Annotated in this window: 9 protein-coding genes; all 9 read left to right on the top strand. The window is 66.4% G+C overall.

The window, feature by feature from the left end; genetic code table 11:
- Positions 1-4 precede the first annotated feature (4 nt).
- Positions 5-1,882, top strand: coding sequence for a type VI secretion system baseplate subunit TssF (tssF, locus tag Q0L30_RS07990; RefSeq protein WP_296653560.1), 1,878 nt, complete (start codon positions 5-7; stop codon positions 1,880-1,882).
- Positions 1,867-2,919 (top strand): type VI secretion system baseplate subunit TssG, encoded by a 1,053-nt coding sequence (gene tssG / locus Q0L30_RS07985; RefSeq protein ID WP_296653557.1) that lies wholly within the window; start codon positions 1,867-1,869, stop codon positions 2,917-2,919. The genes tssF and tssG overlap by 16 nt, the downstream gene beginning before the upstream one ends.
- A 4-nt stretch (positions 2,920-2,923) precedes the next feature.
- Positions 2,924-5,734 (top strand): type VI secretion system ATPase TssH, encoded by a 2,811-nt coding sequence (tssH, locus tag Q0L30_RS07980; RefSeq protein ID WP_296653554.1) that lies wholly within the window; start codon positions 2,924-2,926, stop codon positions 5,732-5,734.
- A 68-nt stretch (positions 5,735-5,802) separates the two neighbouring features.
- Complete coding sequence (locus Q0L30_RS07975) at positions 5,803-6,192, top strand: DUF4280 domain-containing protein (protein ID WP_296653551.1); 390 nt, start codon at positions 5,803-5,805, stop codon at positions 6,190-6,192.
- A gap of 1 nt (position 6,193) precedes the next feature.
- Complete coding sequence (locus tag Q0L30_RS07970; RefSeq protein ID WP_296653548.1) at positions 6,194-8,173, top strand: type VI secretion system Vgr family protein; 1,980 nt, start codon at positions 6,194-6,196, stop codon at positions 8,171-8,173.
- A 26-nt stretch (positions 8,174-8,199) separates the two neighbouring features.
- Entirely contained in the window at positions 8,200-10,080 is a 1,881-nt protein-coding gene (gene tagH, locus Q0L30_RS07965) for a type VI secretion system-associated FHA domain protein TagH (protein WP_296653546.1), read from the top strand.
- Positions 10,081-10,102: 22 nt separating this feature from the next.
- Entirely contained in the window at positions 10,103-11,437 is a 1,335-nt protein-coding gene (gene tssK, locus Q0L30_RS07960; protein ID WP_296653543.1) for a type VI secretion system baseplate subunit TssK, read from the top strand.
- A gap of 44 nt (positions 11,438-11,481) precedes the next feature.
- The gene (locus tag Q0L30_RS07955) at positions 11,482-12,771 is read left to right on the top strand and encodes a DotU family type VI secretion system protein (RefSeq protein WP_296653537.1); all 1,290 of its coding nucleotides are present in this window, start codon (positions 11,482-11,484) and stop codon (positions 12,769-12,771) included.
- A 40-nt stretch (positions 12,772-12,811) separates the two neighbouring features.
- Positions 12,812-16,363 (top strand): type VI secretion system membrane subunit TssM, encoded by a 3,552-nt coding sequence (gene tssM, locus Q0L30_RS07950; RefSeq protein WP_296653535.1) that lies wholly within the window; start codon positions 12,812-12,814, stop codon positions 16,361-16,363.
- Positions 16,364-16,367: the final 4 nt, after the last annotated feature.

Below are 16,367 nucleotides of genomic sequence, written 5' to 3'. Positions count from 1 at the left end.
CGACATGAATCCCGATCTGATCCGCTACTACAACCAGGAACTCACGCATGTGCGCGAGATGGGCGCCGAGTTTGCGCGCGAGTTTCCGAAAGTGGCCGCGCGCCTCGGCCTCGAAGGGCTCGACTGCGCGGACCCGTATGTCGAGCGGCTGCTCGAAGGCTTCAGCTTTCTTGCCGCGCGCGTGCAATTGAAGATCGATGCCGAATTTCCGCGCTTCACGCAGCATCTGACCGAACTGATTTACCCGCACTATCTCGCGCCGACGCCCTCCATGGCCATCGTGCACATGCAGCCCGATCTGTCGCATCCCGCGCTTGCGGCGGGTGTGACGGTGCCGCGCGGCAGCGCGCTTCACAGCGTGCTCGACCGGAACGGCTCGACGCGCTGCGAATACCGGACGGCGCACGCGCTCACGCTGTGGCCCGTCGAGATCGCGGAAGCCAGATTCTTTACGCACAGCGGCGCGCTCGGCGGCACGGATATCGCACTGCCGCCCGGCGTGAAGGCGGGCGTGCGCCTGCGCCTGCGCACGCCGCCCGGCATGAAAATCAACCAGCTTGGGCTGGACCGTCTTTCGCTCTATCTGCGCGGCGCAGAATCGCTGCCCACGCGCATCTACGAGCGCATGCTGGCTTCGACCGTGGGCGTGGTGGTGATGCCCGTGACGCGGCCTGTCGCGTGGCACCGGCTGCTGCCCGCGAGCGCCGTGAAGCCGCTCGGTTTCGACGAGGATGAAGCGCTGCTGCCCGTGGGGCGGCAATCGTTTCAGGGTTTCCGGCTGTTGCAGGAGTATTTCGCGTTTGCGCAGCGTTTTCTGTTTGTCGGCATCGACGGATTGCAAAGCGCATTGCATGCGTGCGCGGACAACGAGGTCGAAATCGTCGTGCTGCTCAACCGCGCGGACCCGCTGCTCGAGCAGACGCTCGACGCATCGAACTTCTCGCTCCATTGCACGCCCGCCATCAATCTGTTTCCGCGGCGCACCGACCGCATCGCACTCAACCCGGGGCAGTTCGAATATCAGGTGATTGCGGACCGCACGCGTCCACTCGACTTCGAGATCTACGGCATCGAGGAAGTGACCGGCTACAGCGCGGGGTTGAATGAAGAGCAGCGGTTCGAACCGTTCTATCACGCGAGCGACCTGGGTTCGGGCTATCACGGCGACGCCTTTTACCAGTTGCGGCGCGAACGGCGCATGCAGTCGTCGCGCCAGCGCGAGCGCGGGCAGCGCACGAGCTATCTCGGCAGCGAGACCTTTATCGCGCTCGTCGACGCCGCGAACGCGCCATTTCGCGGTGATCTGCGCCAGCTCGGACTCAAGGTGCTGTGCACGAACCGCGACCTGCCGCTCACGCTTTCAATCGGCACGGGCGCGTCGGATTTCACGCTCTCGGTGGAAGCACCCGTCGCGAGCGTGCGTTGCGTGAGCGGGCCGAGCCGCCCGCTGCCGTCGTTCGCGCACGGCGCGGTGGCGTGGCGCTTGTTGAGCCATTTGTCGCTGAATTACGCGTCGCTGCTCGATTCGGATCCGGCCTCGGGCGCGCGCGCGCTGCGAGACCTGCTCGGACTGTACTGTCCCGCCGACGATGTGCCGGCGCAGCGCCAGATCGAAGGCGTACGCTCGATCGAAGCGAAGCCGGTCACGCGCCGGCTGCCCGTGAAAGGGCCGATTGTGTTCGGGCGCGGCCAGCAGGTGACGGTGACGTTCGATGAAACGGCATTCGAGGGCGCGGGCGCGTTCGTGCTGGGCGCGGTGCTCGCGCGTTATTTCGGCCTGTACGTGTCGATCAATTCGTTTGCCGAGACCGTCGTGAGAACCACGACGCGCGGTGAAATCATGCGCTGGCCGGCGAGGGCGGGACGATGCTGGACCCTGTGAACGTGCTGCGGCTGCTCGAAGACGACGCGTACCGCTTCGATTTTTTCCAGGCGGTGCGGTTGATCGAAAACGCGTGGCCCGAGCGGCCGCGCGTGGGCGAGTCGCTGGTGCCGCGCGACGATTCGGTGCGCTTTACGCAGCGGCCCGAACTGATCTTCCACCCGACCACGCTCGGCGCGTTCTCGCGCGGTAAAGCGGGGCATGCGCCGCAGCTCGCGGTGAATTTCTTCGGCCTGCTCGGTCCGAATGGCCCGCTGCCCACGCATCTCACCGAGTACGTTCGCGACCGCCTGCGCAACGCCGACGACCCCACGTTCGCGCGTTTTCTCGACATCTTTCACCACCGGATGGTGAGCCTGTTCTACCGCGCCTGGGCCAACGCGCAGCCCGCCGTGAGCCTGGAGCGGCCGGAGCGCGACCGCTTCGCGATGTATGTGGGCACAACCTTCGGGCTCGGCGAAGCGGCGCTGCGCGAGCGCGACACGGTGCCGGATTTCGCCAAGCTGCACTTTGCGGGCGTGCTGGCGATGCCCACCCGGCCGGCGGCCTGCCTCGAACTGATTCTTGCGCGCTTTTTCCGCTTGCCCATCGAGGTCCGTCAATGGGTAGGGCACTGGATGGCGTTCCCCGCCGAATCGCTCACGCGGCTCGGCGCGCGCGACTCAGCCGTGCTCGGCGTGTCGACGGTCATGGGCGCGCGCGTGTGGGACGCGCAGCACAAGTTTCGTATCGTCATCGGGCCGCTCGGCCTCGCGGATTACGAGCGTTTTTTGCCCGGCGGCGAGAGTCTCAAGCGGCTCGTCGACTGGGTGCGCAACTACGTGCGCGACGGGCTCGACTGGGATGTGAATCTGCAGTTGCGGCAAGCCGACGTGCCGCGCCTTGCGCTCGGCGCGCACGCGCGGCTCGGTTACACCAGCTGGCTGCTGAGCGGTGCGGCGCGCGGCGATCAGCAGCAACTGAAGCTCAATCCATCGTTCAATACGCCATGCGGCACGTCTCGCGCCGCGGCGCGCGGCACCAACCCGGGAGACTGACGACATGGCCGAAATCAAACGGGCGGCGCTCTTTGGGAAGCTCAACAAACTGGGCTTTCGCGCGCTGGAAAGCGCGAATACCTTCTGCCGGCTGCGCGGCAACCCGTATATCGAACTTGTGCACTGGTTCCACCAGATCCTGCAGATTCACGACTCGGACCTGCACCGTATCGTGCGCCACTTCAGCATGGATCCCGCACGGCTCGCGCGCGATCTGACCGAAGCGCTCGATCGCCTGCCGCGCGGTGCGTCGTCGGTGGATATTTCCTCGCAGGTCGAGGAGGCCGTCGAACGCGGCTGGGTGTTTGGGTCGCTCATGTTCGGCGAATCGCAGGTGCGCACGGGCCATCTGATCGTGGGTCTGCTCAAGACGCCGTCGTTGCGCAACGCGCTTTACGGCATTTCGCGCCAGTTCGAGCAGGTGAAGCTCGACACGCTCTGCGACGAATTCGACAAGGTGCTCGGCGACTCGCCCGAAGCGGCAATGAGCGCGAACGACGGCTCCAGAGCGGGTGCGCCGGAAGGCTCCGACGTGGACGGTGCGATGCCGCCCGCGGCAATGGGCAAGCAGGAAGCGCTCCGCCGCTACACGACGGACCTCACCGAGCAGGCGCGCAATGGCAAGCTCGACCCGATCGTGGGCCGTGACGAAGAGATTCGCCAGGTGGTGGACATTCTCATGCGCCGCCGCCAGAACAACCCGATCCTCACGGGCGAGGCCGGCGTGGGCAAGACGGCGGTGGTGGAAGGCTTCGCGCAGCGCATCGTCGCGGGCGACGTGCCGCCGTCGCTGCGCGACGTTCAGTTGCGCACGCTCGATGTCGGCCTGCTTCAGGCGGGCGCGAGCATGAAAGGCGAATTCGAGAACCGGCTGCGCCAGGTGATCGAAGAAGTGCAGGCCTCGGAAAAGCCGGTGATTCTCTTTATCGACGAAGCGCACACGCTCGTCGGCGCGGGCGGCGCGGCCGGGACCGGCGACGCGGCGAACCTGCTCAAGCCCGCGCTCGCGCGCGGCACGCTGCGTACGGTGGCCGCGACCACATGGGCCGAGTACAAGAAGCACATCGAAAAAGATCCCGCGCTCACGCGGCGTTTCCAGGTCGTGCAGGTGGCCGAGCCCGACGAGGAAAAGGCGATCCGCATGATGCGCGGCATCACGTCGACGATGGAGCAGCACCACAAGGTGCAGGTGCTCGACGAGGCGCTCGAGGCAGCCGTGCGGCTCTCGCATCGGTATATTCCGGCACGCCAGTTACCCGATAAATCGGTGAGCCTGCTCGACACCGCCTGCGCGCGCGTCGCCGTGAGCCAGCATGCGACGCCGCCTTCGGTGGACGACGCGCGCAAGCGCATCGCCGCACTGGAAACGGAGCTGGCGATCATCGGGCGCGAAAAGGCGGTCGGTATCGAGACCACGGAACGCGAAGGCGCCGCCAACGAAAAGCTTGCCGCCGAACGGGTGCGTCTCGCCGAACTCGAAGCGCGCTGGGAAACGGAGAAGGGCCTCGTTGCGCGCATCCTCGCGCTGCGCGCGCAGTTGCGCGAGCAGACCGGCAAGGTGGAGGGCGGCCCCGGCGAAACGGTACGCAGCGAGCAGGCCGCGAAAGCGGTACAAGCGGCGCAAGCGGCACAAGCGGCGCAAGTGGCGCAGGCCACACCGGTTGCGCCTGCAACCGAACCCGCCGCCGTTTCCGCCGCGGAACCCGCCGCCGATCCCGAAGCCGGTCCGGAAACACTGCGCGCCGAACTGCGCGATCTCCAGGCGCAGCTTGCGAGCTACCAGGGCGACGATCCGCTGATTCTGCCCACGGTCGATCGCCAGGCCGTGGCGTTGGTCGTGCAGGACTGGACCGGCATTCCCGTGGGCCGCATGGTGCGCAACGAAATCGAAAACGTGCTCAAGCTCGCAGAAAACCTGAACCGCCGCATCATCGGCCAGGCTCACGCCACGGAGATGATTGCGCGGCGCATCCAGACCTCGCGCGCGGGCCTCGACAATCCGAACAAACCGATCGGCGTGTTCCTGCTGGCGGGCACATCGGGCGTCGGCAAGACCGAAACAGCGCTCGCGCTCGCGGACGTGCTGTACGGCGGCGAGCAGAACGTCATCACGATCAACATGAGCGAGTACCAGGAAGCGCATACGGTTTCGTCGCTCAAGGGCGCGCCGCCGGGATATGTCGGCTACGGCGAGGGCGGCGTGCTGACCGAAGCCGTGCGCCGCCGCCCGTATAGCGTCGTGCTGCTCGACGAAGTGGAGAAGGCGCACCCGGACGTGCACGAAATCTTTTTCCAGGTGTTCGACAAGGGCTGGATGGAGGACGGCGAGGGCCGCGTGATCGACTTCAAGAACACGCTGATTCTGCTCACGACCAACGTGGGCACCGACCTCATCACGAACCTGTGCAAGGACCCGGAACTGATGCCGGGGCCGGAGGCTATCGCGCGGGCGCTGCGCGAGCCGCTGCTGAAGGTCTTTCCGGCTGCGCTGCTTGGGCGCGTCGTGACGATCCCGTATTACCCGCTCTCCGACGAGATGCTCGGCGCGATCATCCGGCTGCAGCTCGGGCGCATCGAAAAGCGGCTGCGCGTTTCGCACAAGGTCCCGTTCCTTTACGACGACGACGTGGTCAAGCTGATCGCGAGCCGCTGCACGGAACTGGAGAGCGGTGGGCGCATGATCGATGCGATTCTCACGAATACGCTGCTGCCGCGTGTTTCGACGGAGTTCCTGACGCGCATGATGAACGGCACGGTAGTCACGCGCGTGCAGGTGGGCGCGCGCGACGGCGAATTCATTTACACGTTCGACTGAATTCGCGGCGCAAGAGGTACAAGAGGCGCACCCGCAAGCGAGGACGAGAAGAGACAAGGAGAGTCCAGATGCCACAACAGGTCAGTATGGGCGCGACGCTGCAATGCTCGTTCGGCGCGGCGACTTCGCAACTCGTTGTCTTGCCGGTTCACCGGGTGCTGGGCGAGGGGCCGCTCGCGGCGAACATCATGGATCACATGCCGATGCAGAACATCATGCCGTTCGGCATGTGCTCTTCGCTTGCCAATCCGCAGGTGGCATCGGCCACGGCTGCGGCGTCGGGCGTGCTCACGCCGCAGCCGTGCATTCCCGCGACGCTCACGCCGTGGGCGCCGGGCGCGCCGACCGTTCTGCTCGACAATCAGCCGTCGCTCGACAACGTGTCGAAGTGCATGTGCAACTGGGGCGGCGTGGTGTCGATCCTTGACCCCGCAACCGTCCGGACGATGATTCCCTGATATGCCAACCGACCGTCACGTCAGCGTCAAGTGCTCGGGCACGAGCGCCGAACTGCTCTTCCTGCGCATGATGGGCGCGGACGAGCTGGGGCGACTGAGCGAGTACCGGCTCGAAATCCTCAGCACGAGCAACGACGTCACGCCCGCGCAGATGCTCGGGGAGGACATCTCGGTGGAGGTGACGCTGCCGGGCGGCGGCACGCGCCAGTTCAACGGCATTGTCGCGGCGTTTCGCATGACCGCGGCCGGGCGGCGCGCATACGGCAGCATGGCGCGCTACGAGGCGATGGTGCGCCCGCGCCTGTGGCTGCTCACGCGCGGCTCGCATTACCGCTTCTTCCACAAGAAAACCGTGCTGGAGATCGTCAAGTCCGTGCTCAACGACTACGACGTCGACGTGAACGACCGGACCACGGCCACGTATAAGGAACGCGAGCACTGCGCGCAATATCGCGAGACCGATTTTGCGTTCGTGAGCCGTCTTCTGGAACACGAGGGCATTTACTACTATTTCGAGCACGGCAACGGCAAAAACACGATGGTGCTGACCGATTCGGGCGACATGCACTCGCCGATCGAGCACTACGCCACGATCGCTTACGATCCCGCCGAAGAACCCGTGAAGGACCGCGAGTGCATCTATCAATGGCGCCTTGGCGGCGAACTGCAAACCGGCTTTTACGAAACGAACGATTACGACTTCGAGAAACCGTCGAGGAGCCTTCACCAGGGACTCAAAGCGCGCTCCACGCGCACGCAGCCCTACGATCCGGCCACGTACGGCATGCAGGAGCACCTGGCGAGCTACATGGATCCGGGCGACAGCGACCACTACGCGCGCGTGCGCTCCGAAATCCACCAGGCGCGCAACGAAATCATCGAAGGGCGTGCCACCGCGCGCGGTATCTGGCCGGGCGGCCAGTTCAAGCTGAGCGAGCATCCCGTCGATGGGCAAAACGACAGTTATCTCGTCGTGAGCGCCAGTTACGAAATCAATTCCGATACCTATGTTTCGACGCTCGCACTTCCTGCGCAACCGGTGTTTTTCGATTGCGGCTTTACGGCGCTGCGCAAATCCAGCCAGTTCCGGTCGGAACGGCTTACGCCGCGCGCCATCGTGAGCGGTTTGCAGACGGCGGTGGTGGTGGGCGAAAGCGGCGAAGAGATCTCGACCGATAAATACGGCCGCATCAAGGTTCAATTCCATTGGGAACAACTGGCGAAGAATTCGGATGCGAGCGATGTCCGCTGCTGGGTGCGCGTGGCCCAGGGCTGGGCCGGCACGCAGTGGGGCGCGTTTTTCCTGCCGCGCATCGGCCACGAGGTGCTCGTGGAATTCATCGAAGGCAATCCGGATCAGCCGCTCGTGACGGGCAGCGTCTATAACGCGAGCCTGATGCCGCCCTATGATCTGCCCGCGAATTCGGCTATTTCGACGGTGAAGAGCAACACCACCAAAGGCGGCGGCGGATACAACGAGGTGCGGTTCATGGACACCGCGGGCAGCGAACAGTTGTTCTTTCACGCGCAGAAGGATCATGAAACCTGGGTGATCAACGACGCGTTGATGAATGTGGGCAACGACCGCCATCTGAAGGTGAAGGCGGACGAACATGTCTCGGTGGGCGGCGACCGGCACGACCACGTGAGCGGCAACCAGAATACGCAGGTGGACGGCACGGCATCGCTGAGCGTGAAGCAGAACCTGCAGGAAAAGGTGACGGGCAATTACGCCATCGACGTGACCGGCAACATTCACATGAAGGCGCTCGGGACGATTGTGCTGGAGTCCACCGCGGGCATTACGCTCAAGGTGGGCGGCGCGTTCGTGGTGGTCGAGCCGGGGCCGGTTTCGGTGCAGGGCACGCCGATCCAGTTGAATTCGGGGGGCGCCGCGGGCGCGGGGGACGGTTCGTCGCCGAACGCGCCTGTCGATCCCACGGATGCCGACGACGGCACGAAGAAACTAAAATCGTCTTGAGAGCCTGGGCTCCATAGGGTGCGGGGATGCAACTCACGAATCCGGTCCTGACGCTGCGCGTGTCGAAGTACAACGACGAGCCGCTCGCCGAGCCGATTACTGTGCGGTTCGGCCCGGACGGCGGCACGATTGGCCGCGCGGCCACCTGCACGCTCGTGCTGCCGGACCAGCAGCGGGCGATTTCGCGCGTGCACGCGCGCGTGGAATGCCGTGGCGGCGACTATCTGCTGTGCGACATCGGCGCGAATCCCAGCGTGCTGAACCAGCGCGCGCTGGGCGGCACGCGCGAAGCGCGGCTCGCGAGCGGCGACCAGTTGATGATTGGCGCTTACCTGATCGAGGTGTCGATGGTCGAGGGCGGCGCGCAGGATGAGGCGCATCCGTTCGGACACGATCCGCTCGCGAGCGCGAAGGTGTTGAGCGGCGCGCCGCAAAGCGCGGCGGACGCGGGCGCGAGCGCCGACCCGTTCGGTATGGGCGGACTCGATGCGCTGGGTGCGGCGAGCTTCGGCGCGGGCGAGCGGATCGTGACGCGGCCGGGTTTCGCGGGCTCCGAAAGCGACCACGTTTCGCCTGAATTGCAGGCGTTTGCGCCGCCGACGCTCGCGCCGCTGCCAACCGCTGCGCAGACGGGCGGCGGCATTCCTGCCGACTACGATCCGCTTGCCGATGCGCTCGCGCAGTGGGAATCGTCGGGTGGTGCGGGGCAGGCGGGCGCGCCGTCGCTTTCTCCGCTTTCTCCCCTTTCTTCGCCTGCCATGCCGGGCGTTGTGCATGCGCAGCATGCCGTGGCGCCCGTGGTTCCCGCTGGGTTGCCTACCGGGCTGCACGCGGCGGGCGTGAGCGCGTTGGCGCCGGGCGGGCCGACCGGCTTGCCGCCGAGTCTCGCGGGCGAAACCACGCCTGGTAGCGCGACGCCGTTCGACGACCTGTTTGCGCCTGCTGTGCCTGCTGTGCCGGTGCGTTCCGATGCGGGCACGGGCGGCTCGGTGCCGCTCGAACACGATCCGCTCGGGCTGGCCTCGTTCGCCGCGCCGGTTGCACGCGAGGCGCAGCACGAAGCACAGCACGAAGCGCAACGCGAGGCGCAAGCCGCACCCAGTGCGCCGCCACAGCCGTTACCGGCGCAGTCCATACCGGTAACACAAATGTTCGCGAACGTAGCTGCGCAACCCGCGCCAGACGTGCCCGCTCAATCGCAAACTCAGCCGCAGCCGCAAACTCGACCGCAAAAGCAAACGCGACCACCGGCGCAAACACAACCACGCGCAACCGCGCACGCCGTCGACGAAGCCACGCTAGCCGCGCTCTACGAAGGCCTCGGCCTCGATCCCGCGCGCGCGCCGAACCTGCCGCCCGCGGACTTTGCGCGCGCCGTCGGCATGATGTTGCGTGAGTCGTTGCGCGGCACGATGTCGGTGCTGCGCGCGCGCTCGATGACGAAGCGCGAGGCACGGCTCGGCACGACCGTAATCGTTGAGCGCGACAACAATCCGCTCAAATTTTTCCCCGATGTCGACAGCGCACTCGCCCAGATGCTCACGGGCCGTGCGAGCGGCTATCTGCCGCCCGATGAAGCGGTGGCGCGCGCATTCGCCGATATCGAGTCGCACGAACTTGCCGTGCTCGTCGGCATGCGTGCGGCGCTCGCGCATGTGCTGTCGCGCTTCGATCCGGCCGCGCTCGAAGCGCAGCTCGCGCAGCAGGGCGTGCTGGACCGCGTGCTCTCGAACCCGAAGGCGAAGCTGTGGGACCGCTTCGTCGAACTGCGCGAAAGCATCGCGCGCGAGGCGCAGGACGATTTCCAGAAACTCTTCGGCGAGGCGTTCAACGACGCCTACGAAGCACAGATCGACGCCATGCATCGTGCGCGCGATGCGGCTTTGAAAAAGAAGGACCCAACCTGATCCATACGCTCAAGGGAACAACGTGTCCTGGAACAGCAAAGTCATCTGGTCGGAAGGCATGTTCCTGCAGCCGCAGCATCTGCAGCAACATGACCGCTATCTGCAGACCCAGCTCGAAACGCGTGCGGGCGGCTTGCGTCCGTGGGCGTGGGGTTTTGCGTCGCTCGCAATCGACGAACAGGCGCTCAAGCTCGGCAAGCTCGCGCTGTTGTCGTGCTCGGGCGTATTCGCCGACGGCACGCCTTTTAACCTGCCCGCCGACGACGATCTGCCCGAACCGCTCGACATTCCCGAAGCCACGCGCGGCATGCTCGTGACGCTCGCGCTGCCGGTGCGGCGGCCCGGCGTGCCGGAAACCGCCAACGGCGCGAGCGAGGAAAACTTCGCGCGTCATCGCGGCGCCGAGATCGACGTGGCCGACAGCAACGATCCCAACGCGAGCGCGGCGCTCGTGCAGATCGGCAAGCTGCGCGTGCGGCTTGCGCTCGAACCCGACGTTGCGAACGCGTACACGACGCTCGGCATCGCGCGCGTGATCGAGCGCCAGCCCGACAACCGCCTTGTGCTCGACGCCGATTACAGCCCGCCGTGTCTCGACTATCGCGTGGCGCGGCGTCTCGCGGCCTTCGCCGACGACCTGGTCGGCCTGCTGCATCAGCGCGGCGAAGCGCTGGCGGCGCGCCTCGTGCAGCCGGGCGTGACGGGCGTCGCGGAAGTGGCCGACTTTCTGCTGCTCGAACTCATCAACCGCAACGAGCCGCTCGCCGCGCATCTTGCGACGATGACGGGCCTGCATCCCGAAGCGCTCTATCGCGTGGTCGTGCAACTGGCCGGCGAACTCGCGACGTTCAGCCAGAAAACGAAGCGGCCGCCCGCGTATCCGGTCTATCGTCACGAGCGCCTCAAGGAGACGTTCGCGCCCGTGATCGACGACCTGCGCACCTCGCTCAGCATGGTCATGGACCCGCATGCCGTGCCCATCGCGCTGGAGGAGCGCAAGTTCGGCCTGCGCGTCGCGCTCGTGCCGGACAAGAACCTGTTTGCGTCGGCAACGTTCGTGCTCGCCGTGCGCGCGCAGATGCCCGCGGAAGCGATCCTCACCGGCTTTGCGCCGCAGGTGAAGATCGGCCCCATCGAACGCATCCGCGATCTCGTGAACCTGCAGTTGCCCGGCATCGGTTTGCGCGCGCTGCCCGTCGCACCGCGCCAGTTGCCGTTTCATGCCGGTTTCACCTACTTCGAGCTCGATCGCGGCAACGAACTGTGGAAGCAGTTCGCGACCTCGGCGGGCATGGCGCTGCACGTCGCGGGCGAGTTTCCGGGCCTTGCGATGGAATTCTGGGCAATCCGCCGCTGACGTCTCGCGTGCGGCGACGCCACTGATTGAGGAGGACGTGCATCGTGTGCCCAGAAGATCCGCATGGCTCAGGCGTCGATCCCGGCGCCACGATCCTGATTCCGACGCCGGGCGGTTCTCGCGCCGCGTTCGCCGGGGCGGCATCCGCCGTCGCGCCGATTCCCGCCGGTGCGGGCGGACTTAATCCGCTGCTGAGCGCGGCCAACCCGCTCATCGAACTCGCGCTGCCGCTGCGCCAGCTCCCGACCCATCCCGACCTCGAACAGTTGCGCACGCAACTCATCCAGATGGTCCGCACGTTCGAGACACAAGGCCGCGCGAGCGGCTACGACGACGAAAAACTCGGCGCGTCGCGTTATTGCCTGTGCACCTTTCTTGACGAAGCGATTTCCAGCACGCCGTGGGGCGCGGGCGCATGGGCGAGCCGCAGCCTGCTCGTCACGTTTCATAACGAGGCTTCGGGCGGCGAGCGCTTCTTCCTGATTCTCCAGCGTCTCGCGCAGAATCCGGCCGCGAACATCGACGTGCTCGAACTGATCTATGTGATGCTCGGGCTCGGTTTCGAGGGACGTTATCGCCTGATCGACGGCGGGCGCACGCAACTCGACACCGTGCGCGAGCGGCTCGAACAGATGATCCGCACCCAGCGCGGCGCGGCGGAGCGCGATCTCTCGCCGCAATGGCAGCCGGTGAAGGCCGAGCGCAAGCCGCTCCTGCAACTCGTGCCGCTGTGGGTGGCGGCCGCCGTGGCCTGCGTGCTGCTCGTGGTCGTGCATCTCGTGCTGGCGTTCCGGCTCAACGATGCGTCCGACAACGTCTTCGCGTCGCTGCACGGCATTCGCGTCGCGCCGCCGCCCGTGCTCGTGGCGAAGATGGAGGCCGCGCCGAAACTCGCGCCGACGCTCTCGCAGTTTCTCGCGCCCGAGATCGCGCGCGGCGTCGTGACCGTGACGGCAAAGCCCGACCGCACCATCGTCACCATCAACGGCGACGGACTCTTCGCCTCGGGCAGCGCCGAACTAGCATCGTCGTATCTGCCGCTGATGCAGCGCATCGGCGACGCGTTGAGGACGGTGCGCGGCAACGTCGTCGTGACCGGGCACACCGACAATCAGCGGCTCATTTCCGCGCGCTTTCCGTCGAACTGGCATCTCTCGCAGGCGCGCGCGGAAACGGTGAAGGACATGCTCGCCGCGCGCACGGGCGCGCCTTCGCGCTTCTCAGCGGAAGGCCGCGGCGACACCGAGCCGGTCGCGCCCAACGACTCCGCGGCGAACCGCGCACGCAATCGCCGCGTGGAAGTGGAAATTCTCGCGCCAGGGGCTGCATCGTGAGTGTGACTGCACGGATCGAAACGCAACGGGGAGCCGGGTCATGATCAAGAAGCTGTTTGACTGGCTAAGGCGCAGGATCGTGTTGTCGCTGCTGGGCGTGATCGCGCTCGCGCTGATCGTGTGGATCGAAGGGCCGCTCCTCGCGTGGGCGGGCAGCGCGCCGCTCGAATCCAGGTCGAGCCGCTGGATCGCGGTGATCGTGCTGTTCGCGCTGTGGGCGCTCTACGGGTTCGTGCGCTGGTTGCGCGTGCGGCTCGCCAACGTGAAGTTCACGCGCGTCGTCGCCGAGGGTGCGGACGCTGCGGTGCCGGGCAAGCAGGAGTCCGACGCCGATATCGCGGCGCTGCGGCAGCGCTTCGAAGAGGCGATGGCGATCCTGCGCAAATCGCGCGTGAAGGGGCGATTCGGCAGCCAGTATGTGTACCAGCTGCCGTGGTACATGTTCGTCGGCGCGCCGGGCACGGGCAAGACCACGGCGCTCACGCATTCGGGCCTTAAATTTCCGCTCGCTTCGCAGCTTGGCAAGAACGTGGTGGGCGGCGTAGGCGGCACGCGCAACTGCGACTGGTGGTTCACCGACGACGCGGTGTTGCTCGATACCGCAGGCCGCTTCACGACACAGGACAGCTTCGCCGCAGCCGATCAGGCCGCATGGAGCGGCTTCCTGCAACTGCTGCGCAAGTACCGGCCGCGCCGTGCGCTCAATGGCGTGATCGTTGCGTTGTCAACGCAGGATCTGCTGCAATTGTCGGATGCGCAGCGCTCGCAGCAGGCGGCGGCGGTGCACGAGCGCGTGAAGGAACTGTACGAGCGGCTCGGCGCGCGCTTCCCGGTGTATGTGGTCGTGACGAAGTGCGATCTGCTCGCCGGATTCGTGGAGTTCTTCGACGATCTCGGCCACGACGAGCGCGAGCAGGTGTGGGGCATGACCTTCGCGCTCGACGAAAGCGGCCAGCCCGGCGAGGTGCTCGCGCAGTTTCCGGAGCAGTTCGCCGCGCTCGAAAAGCGCCTGCAGGCGCGCGTGCTGCACCGCATGCAGCAGGAGACCGATACGCGGCGGCGTGCGCTGATCTACGGCTTCGCCCAGCAATTCGCCGGGCTCCAGGGCATGCTCCAGACGTTCCTCAATGAAGCGTTCAGCCCGTCGCGCTACGAGCAGCCGGTGCTGCTGCGCGGCGTCTACTTCACGAGCGGCACGCAGGAGGGCCGCCCGATCGACCGCGTGATGAGCGCGGTGGCCGCGGCGCTCGGCTTGCAGCAGCAGGTCGTGCTGCCCGACGCATCGAGCGGGCGGGCGTACTTCATCACGCGGCTGCTGCGCGACGTGATTTTCCAGGAGGCGGGGCTCGCGGGCACGAACCGCAAGCTCGAGCGGCAGCGCGCGTGGCTCCAGCGCATTGCGCTCGGCGTGATCGGCCTCGTGACCGTGCTTGCACTCGGCGCGTTCTTCGTGAGCTACCAGCGCAATGTGGCGTACGTCGCGAGCGTCGACCAGCAGGCGAAGGCATTGCAGCAACTCGCGCAGAACACCCAGGCGGGCGATAACCCGCTCGCCTTGCTGCCGCTGCTCAACGCGGCACGCGATTTGCCGGGCGGGTATGCCGCGCGCGACGCGAGCGTGCCGTGGCTCTCGCGGCTCGGGCTCTGGCAGGGCGACAAGCTTGGGCTCGAAGCGCAAACGACGTACCGGCGGCTGTTGCGCCAGACGCTGTTGCCGCTCGTCGTGCGGCGCATGGAAGAAGAACTGCGGCGCGGCGATGCGAATAATCCGGACTTCCAGTACGAAGTGCTGCGCGCGTATTTGATGGTCGGCGATCCGGCCCATTACGACGCCGATTCGGTGCGGCTCTGGGCCGATGTCGACTGGCAGCGTGGACCGTTGCGCGACGCGAACGATGCGCAGCGTCACGATATGGACGGCCATCTGGCGGCGCTGTTCGAGCCGGCTTTTTTCGACCCGTCGTTGCCGCTCGACAAAGACCTGATTACGCAGGCCCGCACGAATCTCGCGAAGATGCCGCTCGCACAGCGCATGTTCAATCGTGTGAAGCGCGATCTGGACGCGCAGAAACTGGCTGAATTCAGCGTGGCGGGTGCGGCGGGCCAGAATGCGTCGCTGGTGCTCGCGCGCAAGAGCGGTGCGCCGCTCACGCGCGGCGTGCCGGGCGCGTACACGCGCGCGGGCTATCGCAAGTTCCTGTCGTTGCGCGACGTGGCCGTGGTCGACATGGCGCGCGACAACTGGGTGCTGGGCCGCGACGAACAGGTGCATACGCAACAGGCGGCCGAGGATCTCAAGAGCGCGATGACGCAACTCTATTTCGACGAGTACATCCGGCAATGGGATGCGCTGCTCGCCGATATCGAAGTCGTGCCGTTCGGCAGTGTCGACAAAGGTGCGCGCGTGGCCTATGCGCTCGGTAATGCGGATTCTCCACTGCGCACCGTCATGGTCGCCGCCGCGCAGGAGACGACGCTTGGCAACACGGGCGAGCGCTCGCTCTCGGCTGCGGCGGGCGCGATGCTGAACGGCAAGATCGACGCGATGAAAAAGCGACTCGAATCCGCGCTCGGCAATCAGCCTGACGACAGCGGCGCGGCGCCCGCGCCCGCGCAGGTCAACCCCGTCGATGCGCATTTCCAGCCGTTGCACGATCTCGTCGGCAAGCCGGGCGCGCAGGGGCCGTCGCCGCTCGACACGCAGCTTGCGGCGCTCAAGGATGCGGCGACCTATCTGCAAGCCGCCGACACCGCACGCCGCCAGGGCTTGCCGCCGCCGGGCGCGGATGCGATCGACAAGCTCAAGCTGGCTTCGCAGGGCGCGCCTGCGCCACTGGCGGCGGTGGTCGGCGACGTGGCCACCGGCGCGACCGCGCTCATGGCGGGCGGCGAGCGTGCCCGCCTGAACGCACTGTGGCTCGCGAACGTGGGGCAGCTCTGCAAGCAGGCGCTCGACGGGCGCTATCCGCTCGTGCGCAGCTCGACGCGCGACGCGACGCCGGATGACTTCGGGCGATTGCTCGCACCGGGTGGACTGATCGACGATTTCTTCCAGAAGAACCTGCAGAACTACGTCGATATGTCCGGCGCGACCTGGCGCTGGCGGCAAGGCTCGGAATCGATCGGCATTCCAGATAACGTGCTCGTGCAATTCCAGCGTGCGGCGCAGATTCGCGACGCTCTGTTCCGCGCGGGCGGGCGCGACGTGTCGGTGCGTTTTGCCGTCAAGCCGATTGCGATTGATCCGGCGCTGACGCAATTCACGCTCGATATCGACGGCCAGCAGTGGGTCGCCAAACCCGGCGCGACTGGCAGCATGGGTTTTCAGTGGCCGAGCGGCAAGGGCACGAGCGAAGCGCACGTGGAGTTCGCGCCTCCGGGCGGCGGCGCGGCGGCGCGCGCGGATGGGCCGTGGGCGCTGCTGCATCTGATGGATCAGGCGAATCTTCAGCAGACGGGGCAACCGGACCGCTTCAGGATCAGCTTCGTTTCGGATGGCCGCCGCGTCGATCTCGAACTCGACGCGAGCAGCGTGACGAACCCGTTCCGGCGCGGCGTGCTCGATCAGTTCCGCTGTCCCGATCATCTTTGAGCGC

Source organism: Paraburkholderia sp. (genome assembly GCF_024281035.1).
In the GTDB taxonomy this organism is placed as follows: Bacteria; Pseudomonadota; Gammaproteobacteria; order Burkholderiales; family Burkholderiaceae; genus Paraburkholderia.
This window is presented reverse-complemented; position numbering and strand designations above follow the sequence as displayed.

What these genes read in the sequence shown, in the direction of transcription:
- tssF (WP_296653560.1), top strand. Translation starts at nt 5, where the DNA reads ATGAATCCCGATCTGATCCGCTACTACAACCAGGAACTCACGCATGTG.
- tssG (WP_296653557.1), top strand. Translation starts at nt 1,867, where the DNA reads ATGCTGGACCCTGTGAACGTGCTGCGGCTGCTCGAAGACGACGCGTAC.
- tssH (WP_296653554.1), top strand. Translation starts at nt 2,924, where the DNA reads ATGGCCGAAATCAAACGGGCGGCGCTCTTTGGGAAGCTCAACAAACTG.
- Q0L30_RS07975 (WP_296653551.1), top strand. Translation starts at nt 5,803, where the DNA reads ATGCCACAACAGGTCAGTATGGGCGCGACGCTGCAATGCTCGTTCGGC.
- Q0L30_RS07970 (WP_296653548.1), top strand. Translation starts at nt 6,194, where the DNA reads ATGCCAACCGACCGTCACGTCAGCGTCAAGTGCTCGGGCACGAGCGCC.
- tagH (WP_296653546.1), top strand. Translation starts at nt 8,200, where the DNA reads ATGCAACTCACGAATCCGGTCCTGACGCTGCGCGTGTCGAAGTACAAC.
- tssM (WP_296653535.1), top strand. Translation starts at nt 12,812, where the DNA reads ATGATCAAGAAGCTGTTTGACTGGCTAAGGCGCAGGATCGTGTTGTCG.